The organism is Cryobacterium sp. TmT2-59 (assembly GCF_004403545.1).
Classification (GTDB): Bacteria; Actinomycetota; Actinomycetes; order Actinomycetales; family Microbacteriaceae; genus Cryobacterium; species Cryobacterium shii.
Genome location: NZ_SOGM01000087.1, coordinates 1 through 24,139, shown reverse-complemented (window position 1 = coordinate 24,139; position 24,139 = coordinate 1). Strand labels below are relative to the sequence as shown.

Annotated in this window: 24 protein-coding genes and 1 tRNA gene; 11 read left to right on the top strand and 14 right to left on the bottom strand. The window is 68.3% G+C overall.

The annotated features are described in order from the left end of the window. Positions 1-70: 70 nt before the first annotated feature. The 4 genes from E3T24_RS17555 to E3T24_RS13500 form a co-directional block, all read right to left on the bottom strand. A complete protein-coding gene (locus tag E3T24_RS17555) occupies positions 71-769 on the bottom strand; it encodes an EamA family transporter (protein WP_174776161.1) in 699 nt (232 codons plus the stop codon). Positions 770-986: 217 nt separating this feature from the next. Continuing rightward, positions 987-1,490, bottom strand: a complete 504-nt coding sequence (locus E3T24_RS13510) for a DUF427 domain-containing protein (RefSeq protein ID WP_134364904.1) — start codon at positions 1,488-1,490, stop codon at positions 987-989. Continuing rightward, positions 1,487-2,170: a response regulator transcription factor gene (locus E3T24_RS13505; protein WP_134364905.1), complete on the bottom strand. Its 684-nt coding sequence runs from the start codon at positions 2,168-2,170 to the stop codon at positions 1,487-1,489. Before E3T24_RS13505 ends, E3T24_RS13510 begins: the two co-directional genes overlap by 4 nt. Next, the gene (locus tag E3T24_RS13500; protein WP_134364906.1) at positions 2,167-3,864 is read right to left on the bottom strand and encodes a GAF domain-containing protein; all 1,698 of its coding nucleotides are present in this window, start codon (positions 3,862-3,864) and stop codon (positions 2,167-2,169) included. The genes E3T24_RS13505 and E3T24_RS13500 overlap by 4 nt, the downstream gene beginning before the upstream one ends. Before the next feature lie 118 nt (positions 3,865-3,982). On the opposite strand from E3T24_RS13500, the gene E3T24_RS13495 reads away from it, so the two are divergent. Together E3T24_RS13495 and E3T24_RS13490 are read left to right on the top strand one after the other, a co-directional pair. Beyond that, entirely contained in the window at positions 3,983-4,888 is a 906-nt protein-coding gene (locus E3T24_RS13495) for a universal stress protein (protein ID WP_160140996.1), read from the top strand. Next, positions 4,885-5,715, top strand: coding sequence for a universal stress protein (locus E3T24_RS13490; protein ID WP_134364908.1), 831 nt, complete (start codon positions 4,885-4,887; stop codon positions 5,713-5,715). The genes E3T24_RS13495 and E3T24_RS13490 overlap by 4 nt, the downstream gene beginning before the upstream one ends. A gap of 30 nt (positions 5,716-5,745) precedes the next feature. Here the strand turns inward: E3T24_RS13490 and E3T24_RS13485 are convergent, their stop codons facing one another. The 6 genes from E3T24_RS13485 to E3T24_RS13460 all read right to left on the bottom strand — a co-directional run bounded on the left by E3T24_RS13485 (position 5,746) and on the right by E3T24_RS13460 (position 9,320). After that, the gene (locus tag E3T24_RS13485; RefSeq protein ID WP_160140995.1) at positions 5,746-6,591 is read right to left on the bottom strand and encodes a universal stress protein; all 846 of its coding nucleotides are present in this window, start codon (positions 6,589-6,591) and stop codon (positions 5,746-5,748) included. Positions 6,592-6,694: 103 nt separating this feature from the next. Beyond that, a complete protein-coding gene (locus E3T24_RS13480) occupies positions 6,695-7,033 on the bottom strand; it encodes a hypothetical protein (protein ID WP_134364910.1) in 339 nt (112 codons plus the stop codon). A gap of 107 nt (positions 7,034-7,140) precedes the next feature. Then, complete coding sequence (locus tag E3T24_RS13475; RefSeq protein ID WP_134364911.1) at positions 7,141-7,857, bottom strand: GAF and ANTAR domain-containing protein; 717 nt, start codon at positions 7,855-7,857, stop codon at positions 7,141-7,143. 20 nt (positions 7,858-7,877) lie between these two features. Continuing rightward, positions 7,878-8,582, bottom strand: coding sequence for a GAF and ANTAR domain-containing protein (locus E3T24_RS13470; RefSeq protein WP_160140994.1), 705 nt, complete (start codon positions 8,580-8,582; stop codon positions 7,878-7,880). A gap of 125 nt (positions 8,583-8,707) precedes the next feature. Beyond that, positions 8,708-8,780: transfer RNA gene (locus E3T24_RS13465), tRNA-Val, on the bottom strand. A gap of 72 nt (positions 8,781-8,852) precedes the next feature. Beyond that, entirely contained in the window at positions 8,853-9,320 is a 468-nt protein-coding gene (locus tag E3T24_RS13460; protein WP_134364913.1) for a peroxiredoxin, read from the bottom strand. A gap of 268 nt (positions 9,321-9,588) precedes the next feature. Here E3T24_RS13460 and aceE point away from each other — a divergent pair, with 268 nt between their 5' ends. From aceE to E3T24_RS13430, 6 genes are all read left to right on the top strand, one after another. Further along, positions 9,589-12,315: a pyruvate dehydrogenase (acetyl-transferring), homodimeric type gene (aceE, locus tag E3T24_RS13455; RefSeq protein ID WP_134364914.1), complete on the top strand. Its 2,727-nt coding sequence runs from the start codon at positions 9,589-9,591 to the stop codon at positions 12,313-12,315. A gap of 7 nt (positions 12,316-12,322) precedes the next feature. After that, positions 12,323-13,528 (top strand): helix-turn-helix domain-containing protein, encoded by a 1,206-nt coding sequence (locus E3T24_RS13450; protein WP_134364915.1) that lies wholly within the window; start codon positions 12,323-12,325, stop codon positions 13,526-13,528. A 130-nt stretch (positions 13,529-13,658) separates the two neighbouring features. Continuing rightward, on the top strand, positions 13,659-14,585 hold the full coding sequence (locus E3T24_RS13445) for an ACP S-malonyltransferase (RefSeq protein ID WP_134434701.1): 927 nt from the start codon (positions 13,659-13,661) through the stop codon (positions 14,583-14,585). Positions 14,586-14,597: 12 nt separating this feature from the next. After that, complete coding sequence (locus tag E3T24_RS13440; RefSeq protein ID WP_134410162.1) at positions 14,598-15,602, top strand: beta-ketoacyl-ACP synthase III; 1,005 nt, start codon at positions 14,598-14,600, stop codon at positions 15,600-15,602. A 62-nt stretch (positions 15,603-15,664) separates the two neighbouring features. Further along, complete coding sequence (locus tag E3T24_RS13435) at positions 15,665-15,913, top strand: acyl carrier protein (RefSeq protein WP_134364918.1); 249 nt, start codon at positions 15,665-15,667, stop codon at positions 15,911-15,913. Positions 15,914-16,018: 105 nt separating this feature from the next. Next, positions 16,019-17,254 carry a beta-ketoacyl-[acyl-carrier-protein] synthase family protein gene (locus E3T24_RS13430; protein ID WP_134364919.1) on the top strand — a complete coding sequence of 412 codons (1,236 nt, stop codon included), beginning with the start codon at positions 16,019-16,021 and terminating at the stop codon, positions 17,252-17,254. A gap of 80 nt (positions 17,255-17,334) precedes the next feature. Here E3T24_RS13430 and E3T24_RS13425 read toward each other — a convergent pair whose 3' ends face one another. Then, complete coding sequence (locus E3T24_RS13425) at positions 17,335-17,856, bottom strand: DUF3145 domain-containing protein (RefSeq protein WP_134364920.1); 522 nt, start codon at positions 17,854-17,856, stop codon at positions 17,335-17,337. A 262-nt stretch (positions 17,857-18,118) separates the two neighbouring features. Here E3T24_RS13425 and E3T24_RS13420 point away from each other — a divergent pair, with 262 nt between their 5' ends. Continuing rightward, entirely contained in the window at positions 18,119-18,688 is a 570-nt protein-coding gene (locus tag E3T24_RS13420; protein ID WP_160140993.1) for a PadR family transcriptional regulator, read from the top strand. A gap of 14 nt (positions 18,689-18,702) precedes the next feature. Here the strand turns inward: E3T24_RS13420 and E3T24_RS13415 are convergent, their stop codons facing one another. Both E3T24_RS13415 and E3T24_RS13410 read right to left on the bottom strand, forming a co-directional pair. Then, entirely contained in the window at positions 18,703-20,397 is a 1,695-nt protein-coding gene (locus E3T24_RS13415; protein ID WP_134434700.1) for a bifunctional 3'-5' exonuclease/DNA polymerase, read from the bottom strand. A gap of 21 nt (positions 20,398-20,418) precedes the next feature. Beyond that, positions 20,419-21,114, bottom strand: a complete 696-nt coding sequence (locus E3T24_RS13410) for a phosphoribosyltransferase family protein (RefSeq protein WP_134364923.1) — start codon at positions 21,112-21,114, stop codon at positions 20,419-20,421. 110 nt (positions 21,115-21,224) lie between these two features. On the opposite strand from E3T24_RS13410, the gene E3T24_RS13405 reads away from it, so the two are divergent. Next, positions 21,225-21,950 carry a hypothetical protein gene (locus tag E3T24_RS13405; protein ID WP_134410158.1) on the top strand — a complete coding sequence of 242 codons (726 nt, stop codon included), beginning with the start codon at positions 21,225-21,227 and terminating at the stop codon, positions 21,948-21,950. Between the two features lie 55 nt (positions 21,951-22,005). Continuing rightward, positions 22,006-22,572, top strand: a complete 567-nt coding sequence (locus E3T24_RS13400) for a hypothetical protein (RefSeq protein WP_134410156.1) — start codon at positions 22,006-22,008, stop codon at positions 22,570-22,572. A 66-nt stretch (positions 22,573-22,638) separates the two neighbouring features. On the opposite strand, the gene E3T24_RS13395 is transcribed toward E3T24_RS13400, so the two are convergent. Continuing rightward, positions 22,639-23,565, bottom strand: a complete 927-nt coding sequence (locus E3T24_RS13395; protein ID WP_134410154.1) for a hypothetical protein — start codon at positions 23,563-23,565, stop codon at positions 22,639-22,641. Positions 23,566-24,139 lie beyond the last annotated feature (574 nt).

Sequence of the window (24,139 nt, the reverse complement as noted above, 5' to 3'; positions counted from 1 at the left end):
GCCACCAGGGGCGTCGGGGCCGTCGTCCCTCGCCCCGTGCAGCCCCGTCCCGCTCGGCCATGACCCGATTCTAGCGAGAAATGCTCATTCTTTCCCGGTTGTCGAGGCTGACCAGGGCCGTCACCGCCACCAGCAGCAGGCAGAGGCCGGCCCAGGCGGGCGGGGTCAGCCGTTCACCCACGACGAGGACAGCGAGCACAGTGGCGACGAGCGGTTCGAGCAGCGTGATGCTGGTGGCGAGGCTGCCCCGGACCGAACGCAGGCCGTGGCCGAAAAGCAGGTACGCGGCACACATCGGCCCGATGGCCAGATACGCGGCAATCCCCGCGCTGCCCGCGCTCTGGAGCAGCGGCGCTCCGGTCACCAGCAGCACGGGGACGAGGCAGACCGCGGTCACGCCGAACAGCGCACCCATCGTGGCCCGCGGGCTGTGTCCCGCCCCGATCAGCTGGTGCGACGCGTGGGTGTACAGGGCATAGCTGAACCCGGCCAGCACACCCAGCAACGCGCCGACCGGGGCGCCCGAGACCTCGGCGGCTCCGATGCTGCCGCCGAGCACCAACAGGCCTGTCCCGGCCAGGGCGGCCAACGTGCACAGGCCCCAACGCGGAGTGACCCGACGACGTTCGGCCAGGAACTCGATCCCGGCAGCGAACACCGGAGCGGATCCGAGGGACACGACCGTTCCGACGGCCACCCCGGCCAGGTGCATCGAACTGTAGAAAGCGAGCGGGTAGACGACGATGGCGGCGACGCCGGCCCCGCCCACCGGCGCACGGACCTGTCTCTCAGGACGGCTCGGGCGCCGCGCACCGACAGCAGCCAGAGCAGTCCCCCACCGACGGCCATCGTGGCTGCTCCGGTCGCCAGCGGGCTGAGGTCATCCGGCAGGAAATGCGCGGCCGTTCCGGTCGTCCCCCAGAGCAGGGCGGCCAGAAGGATCGGCATCACGCCGGGGCCCGGCAGGATCATCCGGGGCCCCGCAGTCACCATCCGAGCGTGCCGGGCTCCCCCTTGAACGGGCCGACCACCCGGGACGTGATCCAGCCGCCGTAGAAGTCTCCCGGCTGCGGCTGCACCCGTTCCCCGTTCACTGTGCACCGCTCCATCCGGCCGGGGTAGAGGGCAATGCGGTCGAGGAGCGCCTCATACCCCTTCCTCGGCGCCGGGTAGGTCCAGGCGGCGGATTCCTCCCGCCGTCCCGGCGTGACCACATTGAGGTAGGACGCCTGCCCTTTGTACTCGCACCACGAGTTCCCGGGGGCCGGTTCCAGGCTCCCGGGCCGGAAAGCCGATCGAGGCAGGTAGTAGACCGGAGGATGGCTCGTCTCGAGCACCCGGATCACATCTCTGGTGTCGACGATGACCTGGCCGCCGAACGTGACGACGACGCGGTCGGTACTCGGCTCGGCCCGGGGCGGCCGGGGGTATGTCCAGACCGATTCCTGGCCCGGGCCCGGCACGGCCGGAGTGACGCGATTCTGCTTCATCGGGCCAGCGTACCGGCAGACCCGGGGTGGATTCGAGAGCCGGAACCGCCCGCGGCCCGGGACAGATCGGCACCGAAGACCGCGGCCTGGGTTCTTCGCTGCATCCCGAGCTTGCTGAGTACGGCGGACACATAGTTCTTGACCGTTTTCTCGGCCAGCTCCAGCTCGGCGCCGATCTGACGGTTGGTGAGCCCCCGCGAAATGAGGTCCAGGACCTGCCGCTCGCGCAGGGTCAGTGCCTGCGCGGCCCGGTCCGGCTCGGCCAGGCTCAGCACCTCGGCCACCCGCCGGGCGGCCAGGTCGGTGAGCAGCCGCTCCCCGCGGGCCACCCGGCGGATGCCGTCGATCAGCCGGTCACCGCGGATGTTCTTCAGGACATACCCTGCAGCCCCCGCCAGCACCGCGGCGCAGGTGGCCTCGTCGTCGTCGAAGGCGGTGAAGATCAGGCACCGGATGCCCGGGTCCCGGGCGAGGATCTCCCGGCAGACGTCGATGCCGCTTCCGTCGGGCAGGCGGACGTCGAGGACCGCGACGTCCGGCCGGGTGGCGGCGACCCGGGCGAGGGCCTCCCGCCTGGTCGACGCCTCCCCCACGACCTCCAGGTCCGCTTCCGCGTTGATCAGGTGCACGAGGCCATGCCGGACGATTTCGTGGTCGTCCACGAGGAAGACGCGGGTCATCGGCGTGCCGTGACGGATGCACCGACCAGGCTGGCCGCCCAGCGCAGCCGTGTGCCCCGGGGCGCCCGGTCGTCGAGGGTGAAATTTCCCTGCCATCGTCCTGCCCGTGCCGCCAGGTTGTCGATTCCGCCGGAGTGCGCGGCCTTCGCCCTGCCCACGCCGTCGTCACTGATTTCGATCGTGATCGAGTCGGCGACCACGGTCAGGCTCACAACCGTTTCGCCGGCCCGGGCGTGCCTAACCACGTTGGTCAGCCCCTCGCGGATCACGGCGACGAGGTCGTCGGCCAGGTCGGCCGGCGTGACCAGGTCGATCGGGCCGGAGAAAACGACTCGTGGAGGCTGCTCGAACAGGGGCCCGAGTTCGGTCAGCAGGTCGATGACGCGATGTCGCAGGGACGGCCGGTCGGGGTGCGCCGGCAGGGTCAGGGCGAAAATGGCCGTGCGGATCTCGACGATGGCAGCGTCCAGGGCCTGCACCTCCTCGTCGAGCCTCAGGCGCAGCGCCCGGTCGGTTATCTCCCCGCCAATGGCCTGAATCGACATCCCGGCGGCGAAGACCCTTTGGATGACGAGGTCGTGCAGGTCCCGGGCGATCCTGCCGCGGTCCTCCAGCACCGCCAGCCGGGCCCGATCGGCCCGGCCCAGGGAGAGTTCCAGCGCCACACTCGCCTGCTCCGCGAAGTCCGAGGCCATCACGAGGTCCGAGGCGGTGAACCGGGCCGCTCCGAGGGGACGCGAGGCCGTCAGGACCCCGTGCGGGACTCCCGCTCCCAGAGGGATGACCATGGTGGACCCGCAGATCAGGGCGGAGTCCGGGCCCGGCCTGACGCCGTCCCCGCCGTCGACCAGGAGCGGCTGGCCGCCGGAGAATACCCGCCCGCACAGGCTCCCGGCGACAGGGAAGATGAGGCCGGCGGCCTGCTGCGCGAGCGGCCCCCTGGCGGTGGCGACGACCAGGGAAGCATCCGCGCCGGGGTCGATTCCATCGGGGACGACGACGCACACCAGTTGCGCATCCGCCGTCTGCGCGAATCGGTCGGCCAGGAGGGCCAGGGTATCGTCCGAGCGATCGGTCAGGAGGGCAGCGCTGACCCCGGCCGACGCGGCCGACCAGCGCTGACGCCGCTGGGTCTCCTCGAACAGCCGGGCATTGTCGATCGCGATGCCCGCGGTCGCCGCCAGGGCACACAACAGGTCCTCGTCTTCCTGGTCGAATGCTCCCGGCACCCTGCCGATCAGATACAGGATGCCCGAGACCTCGCCGCGCACCCGCACCGGGACGGCCAGGAGACTCTGCATCGGCGGGTCCTCACCCTCGAAACCAGCCGGACGCGGTTTGGCCTGCCATCGGCTCAGCCGAAGCGGAACCGGGTCATCGGCGAGGGTGCCCAGCAGCCCGAGGACCTCGGCCCACGCGCCCCCCGCAACGGCGGCATCCGCGGATGCCCCGACCTGGACGCTCGGCTCGAGACGGCCGTTGTCGGCGGTGGTCGCGAGCGCCCCGAACAGCGCCGGGCACAGGTCGACCGCCGCCTCCACGATGCGCCGCTGCACGGAGAGAAGATCGAGCTGGCCCACAATCGCCTGGCTGGCCAGGAGGAGGCGGCGCAGGCGCGCATCCGACTGATTCGCCGAGGGTTCGGGCCGCGTGAACGGGGTGGCAACCGGGGCTGTGATCTCGTGCTGGGGCATGGCCTGGCTCCGCTCTCGGTCTGATGCCGGGGATTCTACTCGCGTGGGACCTTCGCCCCTTTTCGGCGCCTCCCGACGCTGTCACCGTGAGGGGGGACGCGAGGGAAGGAGGCCAGCCATGGTCGAAAAAGTGATCGTCGCCATCGACGGCGGGCCCGCCAGCAGGGCCGCCCTCGAGTGGGCCCTCGACCGCGCTCTGGCGGCCGAGCGGCTCCCGTCAGCCTCGGTGAGCCTCGAACTGACGACGGTGGTGGAAATGGGCTGGTCCCCCACCGGGGGGCCGGAGGATGACTTCCAGCCCGCCTACGAACGCGCACTCGCCGAAGCCATCCGCCGGGTCGACCAGGCCGCACCGAACTGCCGCAAGACCGGGTACATCCGCCACGGGGTCCCCACCGATGAACTCGTCCGGGCGTCCGCCGCCGCGGACCTCCTCGTCATCGGCACCAACAAGACGGGGGTGCTCGCCGGAGCGGTCTACGGGACCCTTCCGTTGCGCCTCACCGCCCATGCGAAGTGCCCCGTCATCGTCGTCCCCGCGGTATGGGCGCCACGAACCGGGCCCGTCGTGGTCGGACTGGAAGACGATGCGTTGGCAGCCGGGGCCTTGGACTTCGCCGCCCGCGAGGCCGCTCACTTCGGCCGCCCGCTCAGCATCGTGCATGCCTGGACGATCCCGGCCACGGTGGCGGTCGAATTCGGGGCCGTGATTCCCTATGACGAGTTGCGGCAGGCGCACGCCGAGATCCTCGCCGAACGCGCAGAGCGGGTCCGGGCAGCCAACCCCGACCTCCAGGTCACCGAAGTCCTGGAACAGGGCCTGCCGGCGTTTGTTCTCGTGGAGGCTTCCCGGGACGCCTCCCTGATCGTGGTGGGCACTCACGGCCGCGGCGCCGTCGGCTCCCTCTTCCTCGGATCGGTCAGTCACGACGTCCTACTCAATCTGCCCTGCCCGGTCGCGGTCGTTCCTCGCCCCGACGACGCGGGTGACCGCGACCAGGCGACCGGAAAGGATGCACAGTGAACACCTACTACATCGGGGCAGACGGCTCCGAGCCGAGCCGAGCTGCGATCAGCTGGGGACTGTCCCGGGCAGCCGAGGACGATTCTCCGGCGGTCCTGGTCAACGTCGTCGACGACGAGTGGGGCCTTCTCGGCCCGTCCTATGCGCAGGATGCGGAGCGACACGCCAGTGCCCTGCTGGCCGAGGAGCTCGCCCTGGCGAAGAAGGCTCACCCCAGGCTCGACATCGGCGCCATCATCCTGCACGGCGCGCCGTCCTGGACCCTTGCCGCCCTTCCGCTGGCCGACGACACCCTCATCGTGGGCACCCACAAGACCGGGTTCCTGCGGGGGCGCGTGCTCGGATCCCGCAGCGTGCAGATCGCGGCCGCTGCGCCGTGCACGGTGGCAGTCATCCCGGACACGACGTTCGACACCCGGCGCGGGGTTGTCGTCGGGGTGGACCGGTTCGAGGGTTCGACGTCGGCCGTCATCCGAGGCGCCCGCGAAGCCGACCGGCTCGGCCAGGAGCTCATCCTGGTGCACGCGCCGCCGACACTTTGCACGGGGAAGGCGTCGCCTGAGCTGCCCGAGAGCGCCGACGCCGCGCACCTGCTCCTCAGCGAGGCGGCCGCGGTCGCGAGCGCCACCGCGCCGGGCGTGGTCGTTCGCCGGCGCCTGGTGAACCGCGACCCCGCGGAAGCCCTGCTGGATGCGGGCGCGGGCGCGTCCCTGATCGTGGTCGGCGTGTCCCACCCGCGAGGGGCGACACAGTCGGTGATCGGATCGGTCACCCACGACGTGCTCATGAACATCAACGTTCCCATCCTTATCGCCAGGCCCGCCTGAGCCCCGGCCCCGGACGTCACTCGCTGCGGGTCACACGCTCCGGATCACGGCCACCGGGCAGGGCATGGTCAGCACGATCACGTGGCTGACCGAACCCAGCCAGAAGCGGGCGAATCCGTTCCGGGAATGGTTGCCCACGACGAGCAGGCTCGCACCGGTCGCGGCCGTGACGAGCGCATCGACCGGCAGACCCAGGTCCAGCCGAAGGTCTAACTGCAGGTCGGGGTAGCGTTCGGCCAGTCCTGCGACCGCTTCGGAGAGGACCAGCCGGTCGGCGTCATCCGGTTGCATCGGCCAGTCGATCATGGCGCCCTCCTCGGTCCACGGAGCGGGCACGCTCCAGCAGTACACGGCGGTCAGGCGCTGCCCCAGACGGTCCGCCTGCTCGGCGGCGAACTGGACGGCCGCAAGCGAGGCCTCGGAGCCGTCGACGCCGACAACGACCCCGGTGCCGTCCCGGTTACTTCGTTCGGGAACGATGACGACGGAGCCGGGGGCACGGGCCGCGATCTGCGCGGAACGGGTGCTGAAGACATAGTCCCGAAAGCGCCCGAGCGCATGTGAGCCGATCACCAGCAGTGCAGCGCCTTCTGCCCGGTCGGCCAGCGCCCCGGCCTGCGAACCTGTGAGCACGGTCGCGTGGAGCTTCAGCTCCGGCGCCAGGGGTGCCGCATCCGCGATCTCCCGGGCGAGGTTGCGTTCAGCCTGCTCCCGCGCGGTGTGCTCGTACCCGGCGGCCAGACTCGCCCAGTTCTCGTCGACGACGTGAACCAGCTCGACTGCGAACCGTCTCGGGCGCGCGTAGTCGAGGGCCCAGTGCAGGGCATCCCGGTCCGACGGCTTGCCGCTCATCCCGACCACAACGCGTTCGTCCATGATCTTCTCCATTCCCGTGCACCGGCCTCAATGGTGTCGGGTCAGAACCGAGCCTGACAGGGCCGAAAGTCCCGGTCATCCCGCGGGCCGCTGCAGCAGACCGTCAGTATTCGAACTCGTCGAATTGCGGCGAATCAAGCCCGTCCCCGGTCCACGAAACCCGACCGCTCGCCGTGCCGGACAGCGCTTTGCGGCGCAGGTCATCGGACTTCGCCGATTCCACCAGCTCCTGGTCCACGGCGTCGGCAGTGACACAGACGAGCTGGCTGGATGCGCCAATCAGGAACTGGGCACGACCGGGCAGTCCAGTCTCATCCGCGACCGGGATGTCGATGACGTCGACCTGCCCGCGTGAACTCAAGGCCTCCGCGTAATGCATCACGGCATCCGCGAGTTCGCTTCCGGTGAGGACAGAGCCGCCGGGATGGAAAATGCGCTTCATGGTGACCTCGATAGCTCACGAAAATTACACGTGCAGCCAGGGTCTGGGGCGTGAGTCACACTATAGCCCGGCCGAGGCCGGAAATGCGGGCGTCCCGAGCAGCGGGGCTACAGCGAGAGGGACCGGTTGACGATTCGCTCCGCCACGTCGTTCAGCGGCAGGCCGTTGCTGCGCGCGTGCTGGCGCAGCAGAGCGAAGGCCTCGTCCATGTTGACGGTGTGGGTGAAAGCGACCACACCCTTGGCCTGCTCGATCAGCACCCGGCTGCTGAGGGCGTGCTGCAACTGGGCACGGGCCACGTCGCTCTCCCGGATGGCCCGTTCCTGCAGGATTCCGATCGTGGCGGTGTCGGCCAGAGCCTGGACAGTGCGCAGGTCGTCAGCTCCCAGCCCACCCAGGCGGTCCCAGAAAAGGTTGAGCGAACCGATGGTCGTGGAACGCAGGCGCAGCGGAACCGAGTGCATGGACTTGAATCCGAGCTCGATGGCTCCGGCCCGGAACCGCGTCCAGTCCGGCGAGAGAACCTCGAGGTTGGGAATCGCGACGGGCCTGCCCGTGGTGTAGCACTCGACGCACGGGCCGTTGCCGGCTCGAAGCTGCAGGATCTCGATCAGACGGCTGCACTCGTTGGTCGAGGCCACAACCTCGAGATCGGTGTCGTCACCGGCGGTCAGGATGATTCCGACTGCTGACGCCTCGAAGAGCGTCGCGCACGTCTCAACCAGCGTGTGCAGCAGATCCACCACGTCGTAGCCGACCACCAGGGTGTCGGCCAGAGTGACGAATGTCTCAACCAGCTGACCTTCACGTGACTTGGTCACCATGAACTTATCCTAAGACCCGTCTAATTTAATTCTGAAGTAAAATCAATATTTCGTGCGACCACGTTCTCCGCGACCTCTCGCACCGTTTGACCGTGCGAAAAGGCGTAACCCTGCAGGATGAGAAGCGCGTCCGAGGGTGATACGTCTAATTGGGCCAGCACCATTCCGGTCGCCTGGTGCACGACGCGTCGGGAGTAGCCCCGATCGTCGTCGGCGTCCGGTTTCATCGTATTCGAGAGCAGCACCCGCCGAAGCACCTGCCGGGCCGCGATGCCGACGAGGGTGGTGGCATCCTCGATCTGCCCGAGGGTGAGCGCGCGGGGCATTCGCGAATAGAAGTCGACGGCGCCGATGTCCAGCGAGCCCACCAGCATCGGGAAGGCGAAGATCCCGCCGACTTCGGTGTCGCCGAGAGTGCGCTGGAAGACAGGCCAGTCGAGATTGGCCTCGTGACGGATGTCCGGGGACAGCACCGGCCGACGTGTCGCCCTGGCGTCCCAGCACGGCCCCTCGCCGAGATCGAATTGGATCTCATCGATGCGGGCCGCGGCGGCGTTGCTCGCGCAGATGGTTTCGGTGCCGAACGGCACCCCGAGGGTGGAGATCGCCAGCCCGTCGACGGGCAGCGCCCTGAGGAACGGTGCGCAGAGATTGGTCTGGTGCAGGTGGGCGCTGGTCAGCTCCTCGACCGCGACGCCGAAGGACAGCCGGTCAGACCGAGTCATGACGCCCACCCCCTCGACGCGCTCTGCCCGAAGCGGTCGTGGTGACGGCACCTGCGTGCTCATTCTGGTGCACAGTACCTCACGACCTCTCGCCCCACGGAGGGTTATGGGTGGTTCTTGAGGGGTGGGCCCTACCGGGCTCGAACCGACGACATCCACGGTGTAAACGTGGCGCTCTACCAACTGAGCTAAAGGCCCCTTGAAACGTCGACCTCTGCAGGCCGTGCACCATCATACCGATTCTGCACGGCCGCCGTACGCCAGGGCCGGTCAGGCCGGCTGGAGTTCCTCGATCGCGGCGCGGTACGCCTCCAGCGAGCGAGCCTCACCGGGGGCGGTGATGAAACTGGCCCGGATGATTCCGTCCGGGTCGATCAGGAACGTGGCACGATTCGCAAAGCCCTTATCCTCCAGGAAGACACCGTATTCCTTGGCCACCGCGCCGTGGGGCCAGAAGTCGGCCAGAAGGTCGAAGGTGTACTCCTCCTGCTCTCCCCACGCCCGGAGCGTGTGCCGCGAGTCGACCGAGATCCCGACCACCTCGACGCCACTGGACTCGAACAGGGAGAGGTTGTCTCGCAGTTCGCAGAGCTCACCGCTGCAGATGCCGGAGAACGCGAGCGGGAAAAAGACCAGGGCAACCGACTTCTTCCCGCGGAACCGGCTCAACTGGACCCGCTCGCCGAACTGGTTGACGAGCTCGAAATCGGGAGCCTGGGTGTCGTTCTCCAAAGCCATGCTGCGCTTCCTTTCCTCCGCCCGCGCGAACTTGAGCGGCGGCGACACAGCCTAGCCCCGGTGACTGGGTGAACCAAGAATCGGCCCCGCCCGGCGGCATCCTGGGGCCTGAAAACGACACGCATCGTTCGTGCACGGACCACAGGCATAATCTGTAGGCTTGCGTGGTGCCATCGGTCGTGACCCGACCGTGCAGCGGCGCAGCTATCCCGGCATGATCGGCACCAACACGGTCTGCCCAACAGAGACCAACAGAGAGAGGTCGAGTGTGACTGTCAACGACCAGGACCCGTATTCGGTGAACAGCACGGATGCGGACCCGGAGGAAACGGCCGAATGGTCGGAATCGCTGGACTCGCTCGTATCGGCCCAGGGACACGAGCGCGGTCGCGAGATCATGCTCAGCCTGCTGAAGCGCTCCAAGGAACTGCACCTGGGCGTACCCATGGTGCCGACAACGGACTACATCAACACGATCGCCGATGACGGCGAACCCGACTTCCCCGGCGACGAGGACATCGAACGTCGTTACCGTGCCTGGATCCGCTGGAACGCGGCGGTCCTCGTGCACCGAGCCCAGCGTCCCGGCATCTCCGTCGGCGGGCACATCTCCACCTATGCGTCATCCGCCGCACTCTACGAGGTCGGCTTCAACCACTTCTTCCGCGGCCAGGACCACCCGGGCGGTGGAGACCAGATCTTCATCCAGGGCCATGCCTCCCCCGGCACGTACGCCCGCGCCTTCCTCGAGGGCCGCCTGAGCGCTGACCAGCTCGACGGATTCCGCCAGGAGAAGTCACACGCCCCGAACGGCCTGTCCTCCTACCCGCACCCGCGGCTGATGCCCGAATTCTGGCAGTTCCCGACCGTGTCGATGGGACTCGGCCCGATCAACGCGATCTACCAGGCCCAGACCAACCGGTACCTCACCAATCGCGGGATCAAGGACGCAAGCGACCAGCAGGTCTGGGCGTTCCTCGGCGACGGCGAAATGGACGAGGTCGAGAGCCGCGGACAGCTTCAGGTTGCCGCCAACGAGGGCCTGGACAACCTCAACTTCATCATCAACTGCAACCTCCAGCGCCTCGACGGCCCGGTGCGCGGCAACGGCAAGATCATCCAGGAACTGGAGAGCTTCTTCCGCGGCGCCGGCTGGAACGTGATCAAGGTCGTCTGGGGCCGCGAGTGGGACGACCTCCTCGCCCGCGACTCCGACGGTGCCCTGCGCGCCCTGATGAACGCGACCCCCGACGGGGACTACCAGACTTACAAGGCCGAAAGCGGCGCCTATGTGCGCGAGAACTTCTTCGGCCGCGACCCCCGAACGCTCAAGCTCGTCGAGGGCTACACCGACGATGAAATCTGGAACCTCAAGCGCGGCGGACACGACTACCGCAAGGTCTACGCGGCGTTCAAGGCGGCCTCGGAACACAAGGGACAGCCGACCGTCATCCTCGCGAAGACCGTCAAGGGCTACGCCCTCGGGCCGAGCTTCGAGGGCCGCAATGCGACCCACCAGATGAAGAAGTTCACCCTCGACAACCTCAAGACCTTCCGCGACAGCACCCACATGCCGATCACGGATGCCCAGCTCGAGGAGAACCCGTACCTGCCGCCGTACTTCAAACCGGACGACAACGACGAGGCCATCCAGTACCTGCACGAGCGCCGCCGCGCCCTCGGCGGGTACCTGCCCGAACGTCGCAGCAAGTACACCCAGGTCAACCTGCCCGACGATGCGACCTACGCGCCCACGAAGAAGGGCTCCGGAACGCAGGAGATCGCGACCACGATGGCCTTCGTGCGGCTGCTCAAGGAGCTGCTGCGCGCCAAGGATTTCGGGAACCGCATCGTGCCGATCATCCCGGACGAGGCCCGCACCTTCGGAATCGACGCGTTCTTCCCGAACGCGAAGATCTACAACCCCAACGGCCAGCAGTACACCTCGGTCGACCACGCGCAGCTCCTGGCCTACAAGGAAAGCCCCCAGGGACAGATCCTGCACGTGGGCATCAACGAAGCCGGCGCGATGGCCGCATTCACCAACGTGGGCACCTCGTACGCCACCCAGGGTGAGCCGCTGATCCCGATCTACGTGTTCTACTCCATGTTCGGTTTCCAGCGCACGGGCGACGCCATGTGGGCTGCCGGCGACCAGATGGCCCGCGGGTTCATGATCGGCGCCACCGCCGGACGCACGACCCTGACCGGGGAAGGCCTGCAGCACGCCGACGGGCACTCCCCGTTGCTGGCCTCGACCAACCCGGCCGTCGTGTCGTACGACCCCGCATTCGGTTACGAGATCGGGCATATCGTGCGCTCCGGACTCGAGCGGATGTACGGCGGCACGCACACCGACCCGAACGTCATGTACTACATCACCGTCTATAACGAACCGCAGGTGCAGCCGGCGGAACCCGAGGAGGTGGACGTGGACGGCATCGTGCGCGGCATCCACCGCGTAAATCACTCGCCGATCACCGGGCCGAAGGCCCAGCTGCTCGCGTCGGGCGTGGCCGTGTCCTGGGCGCTCGAAGCACAGAAGCTGCTCGCCGAGGACTGGGGGGTGTCGGCAGATGTCTGGTCGGTCACGTCCTGGGCCGAGCTGCGGCGCGACGGCATCCGGGCCGAGGAGCACAACTTCCTCTACCCGGACAACGAAGCGCTCGTTCCGTATGTGACGGAGAAGCTCGCCGGAGCAGCGGGACCCTTCATCGCGGTCTCCGACTTCATGCACGCCGTGCCTGACCAGATCCGCCAGTTCATCCCCGGCGACTTCGCGACGCTCGGCGCGGACGGCTTCGGCTTCTCCGACACCCGCCCCGCCGCGCGCCGGTTCTTCAAGATCGACGGACCGTCGATGGTGGTGCGCACGCTGCAGCTTCTCGCCAAGCGTGGCGAGATCGACCGGAGCCTGGTCAGCCAGGCCATCGACAGGTACCGGTTGCACGACGTGACCGCCGGAACCACCGGTTCCGCCGGGGGCGAGAGCTAAGCGACCAGTGGCATCGACGCCGAAGACAAAAGAACAAACGCTCACCTGGCTCCGGACCATCTCGGGTGAGCTTTCTACGGCGACGCTGAAACGTCTCGAGGACACGCTGCCCTGGTATGGCGATATGCCGCCGGGGCGGCGGTCCGCGGTGGGGCTGGTCGCCCAGGCCGGGATCACGTCGTTCATCTCCTGGTTCGACGACCCACGGTCCACTCCCTGGATCGCCGCGGACGTCTTCGGCGCGGCCCCCCGCGAACTCCTGCGCTCCATCAGCCTGCAGCAGACGCTGCAGCTGATCAGGGTCACAGTCGAGGTGGTGGAGGAGAGGATCAAGGACGGTGGCGAAATCCTTCGGGAGGCCATCCTCCTGTACTCGAGGGAGATCGCCTTCGGAGCGGCCGATGTGTACGCCAGGGCCGCGGAAGCGCGCGGACTCTGGGACGTGCGACTGGAAGCCCTCGTCGTCGATTCGATCCTGAGCGGCGAATATGACGACGAACTTCCCAGCCGGATCGCCGCTCTGGGCTGGCACGGGCACGGCGAGGTGTGCGTGCTCGTCGGGACGACCCCCAAGATGCTCGACGTCGACCAGTTGCGGCGATCGGCCCGGCACATGGCCGCGGACGTCCTGATCGGCGTGCAGGGCAATCGTCTCGTGCTGGTGATCGGTCGCGCCCATCCCAGACCCGCGGATGCGGAAGAGAACATCGGCACGGCGTCCGCGCTCAGTTTCATGGAAATTGCGGTCCAGCTGGAACCGAGCTTCGGCGCCGGCCACCTGGTGCTCGGCCACGAGGTGCCCAATCTGGTGGACGCCTCCAAGAGCGCCAAGGCTGCCCTCGCCGGCTTCGCCGTGGCGCGGTCCTGGCGCAACGCACCCCGCCCGGTCCAGGCCGACGACCTGCTCCCCGAGCGCGCCCTCGCCGGCGACCCCCTCGCCCGGGCCACCCTGATCCACCGCATCTACCGGCCCCTGCAGGCCCATTCGACCGAGCTGCTCACCACCCTCTGGTGCTACCTCGACAACGGCCGGTCCCTCGAGGCGACCGCCCGGGAACTCTTCGTGCACCCGAACACCGTTCGGTACCGTTTGAAGAGGGTCTCAGAGGTCATCGGTTATGACGCGACCGGGGCCAGAGAAGCGCTTATTCTGCAGGCCGCGCTCATCATCGGTTCGATCAGCGATCACGACGGGTCTACTCGCCGACGGTGAACCGCACGTCGCCGACGGCGAACCGCACCACCCTCAGGACCGCCCGACTGGTGGTTACCGACAAACGTTTCCTGGATAGTTGGTGGAGGATCGACACCCGTTCCGGGAACGGGCTTGGGAGACTGGACAAATGATTGTTGTCGTCTGCCCGGGTCAGGGCTCGCAAACCCCCGGATTCCTCGAACCCTGGCTGGCGGACCCCGCTTTCGCCGCCGGCCTGGCCGAGATCTCCGACGTATGCGGGATCGACCTCGTGCGCCACGGCACGGTCAGCGACGCCGACACGATCCGAGACACCCGAATCGCCCAGCCGCTGATCGTGGCCGTCGGCCTCCTCACCCTGGACGCGATCCTGGTCGACGGACGCCGGGATCGGATCAGTGGGATCGCCGGCCACTCCGTCGGTGAGATCACGGCCGCGGCCGGCGCGGGCATCCTCACCGCCGCGGACGCTGTGCGGTTCGTGCGGGAGCGCGGAAACGCTATGGCCGAGGCCGCCGCACTGGAACCCTCCGGCATGAGCGCCGTCATCGGCGCGGACGAGACGGAGCTCCTCACCCGCCTCGACGAACTCGGACTCGCCCCCGCCAACTTCAACGGCGGCGGACAGATCGTCGTGGCCGGATCCCCCGACGCCCTGGCCGCCCTCGGGCAGAACCCGCCGACCCGGGCCAGGGTCATTCCTCTCCAGGTCGCCGGCGCATTCCACACCCGTTACATGCAGCCCGCCGTGGAGCACCTCACCCGGGTAGCGGCGGCGCTGCCCGCCACTGATCCGACCCTGCCGATTTGGACCAACCGGGACGGCACCTCCGTCTCCAGCGGCGCTCGATTCGTCGACTTGCTGGTTCATCAGGTCTCGTCGCCGGTACGGTGGGACCTGTGCATGCAGTCGTTCGCGGCTGCCGGTGTCACCGGAATCATCGAGCTCGCGCCGGCCGGCGCCCTCGTGGGGCTCGCGAAACGTGCACTCAAGGGTGTACCCAGCGTCGCCATCAAGACGCCGGACGACCTGCCTGCTGCATTCGACCTGATCGACCAGCAGAACCAAGCCTGACCGAAAGAGACTATGTCCAAGCCAACACTCCAGCAGTCGCACGGCCCCCAGTTCACCCGGATCCTCTCAGTCGGCGCCGCGCGTGGGGATCTCCTCGTTCCCAATGACGCCCTGGTCGGACCGATCGATTCCTCCGATGAGTGGATCCAACAGCGCACGGGCATCGTCACCCGCACCCGGGCCAGCCAGTCCGTCGAGGCGGTCGACCTGGCCGCGGATGCCGCCCGCGAGGCCATCGAGAAGTCCGGCATTGCGCCGAACCTGATCGACGCCGTCATCGTGGCCACCATCAGCAACGGGCGCCAGACGCCCTCCATCGCCGCCGTGGTCGCCGACCGGGTCGGCGCCATCCCGGCCGCGGCGTATGACATCAACGCGGCCTGTGCGGGATACGCCTACGCCGTAGCGCAGGCCGACGCCCTGATCCGTACGGGGGCCGCCCACTACGCTCTGGTCATCGGCGCGGAGAAGCTGTCCGACCTCGTCGACCCGACCGATCGCAGCATCTCCTTCCTGCTCGGCGACGGCGCCGGCGCGGTCGTCATCGGTCCCAGCGACTACCCCGGAATCGCTCCCACAGTGTGGGGATCCGACGGCTCCAAGGCCGACGCCATCACCATGAACGCCACTCTTCAGGAGTATCGTCGCGGCGAGGCCGAGTGGCCCACCCTGCGCCAGGAGGGTCAGACCGTCTTCCGTTGGGCCGTCTGGGATATGGCCAAGGTGGCGAAGAAGGCACTGGAGGTCGCCGGCATCGAGAGCAGCCAGCTCGCCGCGTTCATCCCCCACCAGGCGAATATGCGCATCATCGACGAGTTCGCCAAGCAGCTCAAGCTTCCGGAATCCGTCGTCATCGCCCGTGACGTCGCGACCACCGGGAACACGTCCTCGGCGTCGATCCCGCTGGCCACCCACCGCCTGCTCGCGGAGCACCCTGAGCTCAGCGGCGGCCTCGCCCTCCAGATCGGCTTCGGGGCCGGTCTGGTGTTCGGCGCGCAGGTCGTCGTGCTTCCCTAGATTTCACCCATCCCCCTCTAAACTGAGTCTCGGTCATACGAGACACCCCCAAGGAGAAAAAAATGGCATTGTCCACCGAAGAAGTTCTTGCCGGCCTGGCCGAACTCATTAACGACGAGACGGGCATCGCAGCCGACACGGTTGAGCTGGGGAAGTCGTTCACCGACGACCTGGACATCGATTCCATCTCGATGATGACCATCGTCGTCAACGCTGAAGAGAAGTTCGACGTCAAGATCCCCGATGAAGAGGTCAAGAACCTCAAGACCGTCGGCAACGCCGTCGATTTCATCGTCAAGGCGCAGGTCTAGCCCTCACCGAACAGGGCCATCACGGATCAGGCCGGCCGGCAACTGCCGACCGGCCTGATCTGTGTGACCTGTCCTCGTTTTTTCGTCTCACGGAGAGTTAACGTTATGACCAAAAAGATCGTTATCACCGGCATCGGTGCGACCTCCCCGCTCGGCGGCACGGCCGCCGACAGCTGGACCGCCCTGCTCGCCGGCGAATCGGGTACGAGCACGCTGGACCACGAATGGGTGGCCCGCACTCAGCTCCCCGTGACTTTCGCCGCCCAGGCCCGGGTCTCCGCGGCCGATGTGCTCGCCCGGCACGAGTCGAAGCGTCTCGATCCCTCCAGCCAGTTCGCACTGATCGCCGGCCGTGAGGCCTGGGCGGACGCCGGTTCCCCCGAGGCCGACCCCGAACGACTGGCCGTCGACTGGGCGACCGGCATCGGCGGAGTCTGGACGCTCCTCGACGCCTGGGACACCCTCCGCGAACGCGGTCCCCGCCGTGTCCTGCCGATGACCGTGCCCATGCTCATGCCCAATGGCCCCGGAGCCGCGATCGGGATGGACCTGCATGCGCGGGCCGGCATCACGACCGTCGTCTCCGCCTGTGCCTCGAGCACCGAGTCACTCGTGAACGCCTACAACCGCCTCCAGGCCGGACTCGCCGACATCGTGATCGCCGGTGGCTCCGAAGCCGCGATCCACCCGCTGCCGATCGCATCCTTCGCGGCCATGCAGGCCCTCTCCAAGCGCAACGACGACCCGGCCACGGCGTCCCGCCCCTACGACATCAGCCGGGATGGTTTCGTGCTGGGTGAAGGGGCAGCGGCCCTCGTTGTCGAAACGGAAGAGCACGCGAAGGCTCGCGGCGCCCGCATCTACGCCGAGCTCCTCGGCGGCGCCGTGACCAGCGACGCGTACCACATCACCGCTCCGGACCCCGAAGGAACGGCCGCGGCCCGCGCCATGATCACGGCAATCCGCAACGCCGGAGCAAGCCTCTCCGACGTGGTCCACATCAACGCCCACGCGACCAGCACCCCGGTCGGCGACATCGCGGAGTACAACGCACTCCGGCGTGTCTTCGGCGACCTGCTCGAGGGCATCCCGGTGTCGGCGACCAAGGCATCCACCGGTCACCTCCTCGGTGGTGCCGGCGCGATCGAGGCCCTGTTCACGGTTCTGGCCCTGTCCGAGCGCACCCTGCCGCCGACGATCAACCTGCAGAATCAGGATCCGAACATCCCGCTCGACGTGGTGACGAGTCCGCGGGCCCTTCCGGCGGGCGACCTGCTCGCCATCAGCAATTCCTTCGGGTTCGGCGGTCACAACGCCGTCGTCGCCTTCCGCTCGGCGTAACGCCGCGGCGGAAACGGTCCCCGAACGAGAACGGCCCCGCCGGGTATCCGGCCGGGGTCGTTCTCATTGTGTCCCGGGTGTCAGCCGACCTGGTGCAGCCAGACCACGGCGTTGAAATCGCTCGCGTGGCGAAACGGCTCCAGCTCGTCGTCCCACGCCTGTCCCAGGGCCAGCCGCAGCTCCCGGTGCAGTGCGAGAGCGTTGGCCCCGGCCAGCTCCATCGCGTTGCGCAGCCGGTCCTCCGGGATCACGACGTTGCCTGCGGTATCCGTCTGGGCGAAAAAGATGCCGAGGCCGGGCGTGTGCAACCATCGACCACCATCCGTGCCGAATCCCGCATCCTCGGTCACCTCGTACCGCAGGTGATCCCAGCCACGGAGGGCGGAAGCGAGCACGGCCCCGGTGCCGCGCGTACCTTCCCACTGGAATTCCGCGCGCTGGGCGCCGGGAAGAACGGGCTGGTCGCTCCAGTCGAAATTGACCGCCAGCCCCAGCGCTCGACCGACTGCCCACTCCACGTGGGGACTCAGCGCCCGCGGCGCCGAGTGCACATAAAGAACTCCCCGCGCAGTCGTCGCCTGCCGAGCCTGGGTTGCCGCCATCGTTTTTCTCCGTTCTGTGAGATGCGTCTTCCCCAACGACCTCTGAACGAAGCACTGCCGAATGATTCAATGCCTGAATGAAACAATGCAGCGGATGCGTGAATCTATCCGGCCGAGGACCCTCGGGGCCTGCAACCGATAGCTGAATTATGCCTCAGGCACCCGGGAGATGACAAGACCGGCCGCGAGACGCCGTGCACGGTCGGATATACTGAGTAAGGTTTTCAACCGATTCGGAGGTCCCGTGTCCGTACGTTGCGGCTTGCTGGCTATCCTCACGATCGGCCCGGCCTACGGTTTCCAGTTGCACGGCGAGCTGGGGTCCAGAACGGGCGGGCGCCGACACGTCAACGTCGGACAGATCTACGCGACCCTCGACCGCCTCCTGAAGCAGGGGGCCATCGAATCGGCCGGCGCCACTCCGGACGGGCTACCGCTTTACCGCAATACGGCCCTCGGTCGGAGCGAGGCCCTGGCCTGGCTGCACGACACCGACAGCGCGAGCGGCGAGGAGTGGAACGACCTGGTCGACCGGGTGCTGATCGCGTCCTCCCTCCCCCACTCGGATGCCCGGGACATCATCGCCAGTTACCGGGATCGGTGGCGATCCGGAATCGACTCCGGCGCTGTCGGCCGCGACTCGGACCCGCAGTCAGGCACCGGGCAGGATCGCCTGGCAGTGCGGGCGCAACACGCCCTGGCCTGCGCGGCGCTGTCCTGGCTCGATGAAGCCGACGCACGCCTCGGCGACGGCCCCGCGGACGCGTTCCGGCACGGGCTCAGTACCGCCCGGCCCAGACGAGGGCGCCGCCCTGCTGCTGCCCCGGTCTGACCCAACGCACCGGGTCACTTGGCCTCGGCATAACTGTCGACCGCCGCGACCGTGAGCAGGAAGTCGACCGGGAAGTCGCCGAACAGGTGACGGCCGGCCGTTGCCGCAGCGCGGCTCACGATCCGTTGGACATCGTCGGCCAGGTGCTCCGGCGTGTGCACGATAACCTCGTCGTGCAGGAAGAACACGAGGTGCGGGGACTCGGCGAAGACCGGGCCCCGCGCCTGGCCCGGTTGGAGCAGACGGAGTTCCCGCCGGATCTCAGCCATCCAGCAAAGCGCCCACTCCGCCGCGCTCCCCTGCACGATGAAATTGCGGGTGAACCGACCCCAGTCACGGGCCTGGCTGCGGGCGCGGCGTTCGTCGGCATCCGTTGCCCCGGGGTGATAGGCCTGGGCCTGGGCGGCGAGCCAGCGTTCACCGGGGCGAGGCGAGGACCGCCCGAGCCGGGTGGAGACCACGTCACCGCGCTCGCCCGCGCGGGCGGCCGTTTCGGTGAGTTCGATCGCCCGTGGGTAGGCCTTCTTCAATTGCGGGAGCAGCCGCCCGCTTTCCCCGGTGGTCGCTCCGTACATGGCGCCCAGCATGGCCACCTTGGCGTGGTCCCGGGTTTCGACCACACCGCTGGACACGATCCCGGCATAGAGGTCGGTGCCCCGGCCCGCCGTTGCCATGGCGGTGTCCCGGGAGAGCGCAGCGAGGATGCGCGGTTCCAGCTGGGCGGCATCCGCCACGACGAGTTTCCAGCCCTCATCGGCCACGACCGCACCGCGAACCTGTTTGGGCAATTGCAGGGCGCCGCCGCCCCGGGTCGCCCAGCGCCCGGTCACCACGCCGCCCGGGATGTACTCAGGGTGGAAGCGGCCCTCGACGATCCAGGTGTCCATCCAGTACCAACCGTTGGCGCTCAGCAGGCGGGCCAGCTTCTTGTAATCGAGCAACGGAGCGATCACCGGATGTTGCAGCTTCTGCAGTTCCCAGGCGCGGGTCGACGAGACCTCCAGTCCGACCCGCAGGAGCGCGCGCATCAGGTCCGGCTGCGAATCCGGGTTCAAGTGGGGGTCGCCCAGCTCCCGGCGGATGACCTGCGCGAGTTCCTCCAGGCGTTCCGGCCGGATTCCCGGGGCGACGCGCGGGCCCAGTTCGCGGGTCAGCAGCCGATCGTGGATGTCCGTTCGCCAGGGCAGCCCCGCGAACTGCATTTCCGCCGCGATCAGCGCCCCGGCCGATTCCGCCGCCAATAGGAGGCGGAGACGGCCCGGGTCGGCGGCGGCGGCGACCGCCTCCAACTGGCGCCGGAACTCCTCCGGCAAGTCGTCGTGCGAGGCGTCGTCGTCGACGATGAGGTCGAAGAGCGTCGATCCCGGCTCCGCGGCCTCGGGTTCGAAGGCCGGCGCCCGATCCCACCGGCTCGGCTCCGCCCGGGCCAGCTCGCTCGAATCGGTCGCGGCCGCCAGCCGCAGGATCGCGTGGCACAGGCGCAGGTCATGGCCGCGCTGCACCCTCACCCCGCCGGCGAGCAGCAGGGGGTAGATGCGGGACGTGTCCTCGAACACCCAGCGCGGGAAGGATGATGACTCCTGCCGGAGGGCGAACCGGGGAAATTCCAGCTCGGCGAGCCGGGTGGCCGGTTCGACGGGCCGGCCCCGGGCGTCGAGGTGCCGGACGAGGATCTCGCCGTTGGCCGTTCGACTCGCCAGAAGGTGCACCCTTCCATTCTGCCGTGCGGATCAGACGTCCCCGGTTGCCGTTTCGTCGCGCCGGGCCCAAGCCTCCCGGAGCAACTGCACGGTCTCGTCATCGGAGAGCTGGTGGAAATCCCGGTAGAACGGGCCGATCGCCCAGAAGTCCCGGGGTGTCTGCAGCACGATCATCTCGTCCGCGTACCGCAGCATGTCGGCGATGGAATCCGCGGGAGCGACCGGGACGGCGAGCACCGCCAGCCGGGCCCCCTGGCGTTTCACTGCGGAGAGCGCGGCCTTGGCGGTTGCTCCCGTCGCGAGTCCGTCGTCAACGATCACCGCCACCCGCCCGGCCGGGCTGATCTGCGGCCGGTCGCCCAGGTAACGGATGCGACGGCGCTCGATTTCCGCCAATTCCCGGCTTCTGGCGCGGCTGAGGCCCGCCGCATCGCCCCCGGTGGCGGCGAAGACGTCCTCGTTGAGGATGGTCTGCCTGTCGACGCCGTCGACCACCGCTCCCATCGCCACCTCCGGGTAGCCCGGCGCCCCGATCTTGCGCACCAGCACGAGATCCAGCGGTGCGTGCAGGCGCCGGGCAACCTCGACCGCGACCGGGACCCCGCCCCGCGGCAGGGCGTAGACGACGGGGTCGGACAGCGCGGGGTCTGACCGGCGCAGTTCGGCCAGGCGTTCCGCGACCCGGTCTGCCAGCAGCCGGCCGGCCTCGCTCCGATCCGTGAACATCCGGCTCCCGTCCGCTCCCGGTCTGGGCTCTTCTCTGGGAGATTCTGCCGTCCGGTCCTCCGTTTGTCGAGGCCCTCGGGTCGGACGGATCAAACCCCTGCGGAGGCCCGATGCAGAACAACATGCCGCTCAAGTACCTGCAGGCCCGGCACGGAGAAGTCGCCCCCGGCTATTTGCACCCGCGCTTCGAGCCGATCCTGCGGGAGACCAGGGGCGTCGTTATTTTCCACGAACAGGTGATGCGCCTGTTCGACGAACTCACCGGCTGCGGCCTGGGAAAAGCGGATGTCTTGCAGCGTCATCTCGGCAGACCAAGGGACCTGCCCCGGATCGAGGAGTTCGTGCGGCGCCGCGCCCTCGAACGCGGCTTCCCGCCCGCCTTGATCGCCCAGGTCTGGCGGGTGCTCGCCGGCTTCGGCAGTTTCGGATTCGCCAAGGCTCACGGGGCCGCCTTCGCCCTCCCGACCTATCAGTCGGCCTGGCTGAAAACCCACTACCCGGCCGAGTTCCTGGCCGGGCTCCTCACGCACGACCCCGGCATGTGGCCGAAGGACCTGATCGTGGCCGAGGCGAGAAACCTCGGCGTTCCCGTGCTGGGTCTCGATGTGCAGACCAGCGGGCTGGTATACCGGGTGGAGGAACTCGTCGACGGGAGTCTGGGCATCCGTCTGGCCCTGCCGGAGCTGGTCGGCAGCAGCGAGGCGGAGCGGGCGCGGATTGCCCGGCACCAGCCGTTCACCTCGCTGCAGGATTTCCGGAACCGGGTGCACCCCCGCAAGCGGACCTTCGAGGCCCTCGCCCGGGTCGGCGCTCCGGGACTGTTTCGTTGGCTATGACCTCGACCGCCGGCACCAGCTCCTCGCCCACGTTCAGGGGCTGCAGGGCCGGGCGGTGCACATCGACGATGACCAGCTCGCGTTCGACGTGGACCTGCCCCTGCCCGAGTCCGGCGGCGGGGTCACCTCACTCGACCTTTACGGCCGCACCCAGTCCGATCTGGAGCTCCGAGACCTGCACCTCTCGGTCAGCAGCCATCAGATGGCGCGCTTCCACCCGCTCTTCGGGAAGCTCGGCGTGACACCGGCCGCGCAGCTCGGTTCACTCCCCGGGGGTACCGAGGTGCTGGTCGCCGGGGTGCGGCGGGCGACGAACACTCCCCCGATGCGGCGCGGACGCCGGGTCGTCTTCGTCAGCCTCGACGACGGCAGCGGGCCGGTCGCCAACGTGGTCTTCTTCCACAACGCCCAGGAGCGCGTCGGCGGGCGGGTCTTCGCGACCCACTACCTGCTCGTGCGGGGCCGAACTCGCCGCTCCGGCGCCAAAGGGGTGTCCGTCACGGGCGAGAACCCGTGGGACCTGCTCGCGGTGGCCCGGCAGTCGGAACTGCGGCCAGCCGCGGACCACGCGGCGCCGGATGTTCCCCCGAAGCCCCTGGCACATCACCGGAAGCGGGCGTAGCCGCCCCGCGGCTCACGGTCAGGCTGCTCGGGCCAGACTGTCAGCCCGGGCCGATCAGTGCCAGGGTCAGTACCAGTTGTTGGCTTCGGAGTGTGCCCACGCCGAGCACGGCGAACCGTAGCTGCCGCTGATGTAGCCGAGACCCCAGGCGATCTGGGTGGTGGCGTTGGTGGCCCAGTCGGAGCCGGTCGTGGCCATCTTGCTGCCGGGAAGTGCCTGCGGGATGCCGGTCGCCCCGCTGGGGTTGTACGCCGTGTACGACCAGCCGGACTCGCGCTCCCAGAGCTGGTTCAGGCAGGAGAACTCCGAGTCGCCCCAGCCGTAGTTCGAGGCGGCCATCGCGCGGGCGGTGGCGCGGGCGGCATCGGGCGAGTTGCCCCCGCTTGGGGACGGCGCGGGTGCCGGAGCGACCTGGCTGGCCTTCGCGGCCTCCGCAGCTGCGGCCTGCGCCGCCACGGCCCTGGCCTGCTCGGCAGCGGCAGCTGCCGCGGCCGCGGCCTCCGCCTCGGCGGATGCGGCAGCGCGGTCGACCTCGGCCACGGCCGACTGGGCCGCCGCGGTCTCTGACTTGGTTTGCAGAGTCAGCGAGATGACGGCATCCGTCTCCAGCTCCTCATAGTTTCCGAGAGAGGCCACGGAAGAAGCCAGCGGGGTGGCGTCGACCTTGTTCGCCATGGTGGCGATCACGCCGGTGGCCGCGCTGATGGTGGATTCGGCGCGGTGGTCGGCGGTCGACTTGGCGATGGCCGAGTAAACCGAGAGCTGACCGTGGCGAACGCCCGTGCTCTCGGAGAGCACCCGCGTTTCCGCGATACTCTCGGCGCTGGCCGCCGAGGACTGGGCGACGGCCGTGGTGCCGACCCCCGCCACGAGCCCGGCGATGCCGAGGACGGAGCCGGCGACGATCAAACGGGTTCTGGTTCGGGTGCGCTTTCGAGCTGTGGAGATTTCCCTGCGGCGGGACTGGGGGTGGAGCGGGGGGAGGGTAAGCATGACTTCCTGCGATGCGCCCGGGGCAGGGGGTGCACCCGCCGCATCTGGATCAGTGGAACCGCGACCGTGTACAGCCGGGCGAACGAAGGTGCAAGCATGTCGGGGATTTCTGGATGAAACCTCATTTTTACCTGTCAAACCCCTGCACGGGGCGCTTATCAGAGTGGCGCCCAGAGAGCGGATTCACCCCGTTGAGGTACCCATTGGCGCGTCGAAACTGACCATGCCAGTCCGGCCGACCCTACGTCTATTTACTCGCTGACCCCAACTTGTACTGGAGGAACGTTGGGTTCCGGCCGGCATATGCCCGGGCGTCGATGAATGCGGGCCCTGAGATCCTTACACCGGTTTGCGCTTCTTAGCTAGGACTTGACTGAGACTTTCACGGAACCTGTATTTCTGACGCTTACGACCCGGCGCGATGAACGCAGACGCCCCTCAAGAGGTTGATCTGGTGGCCGCCGTCCCGGAATTTGTCAAGGTGAATGAGGCCAGCGTGAGTTTAGGCGGCTAGTTTTGCTTCCTGTTCCTTCTCTTCTTGCTCGGCTGGTTTGTTGATCCAGGTGGTGCCGGG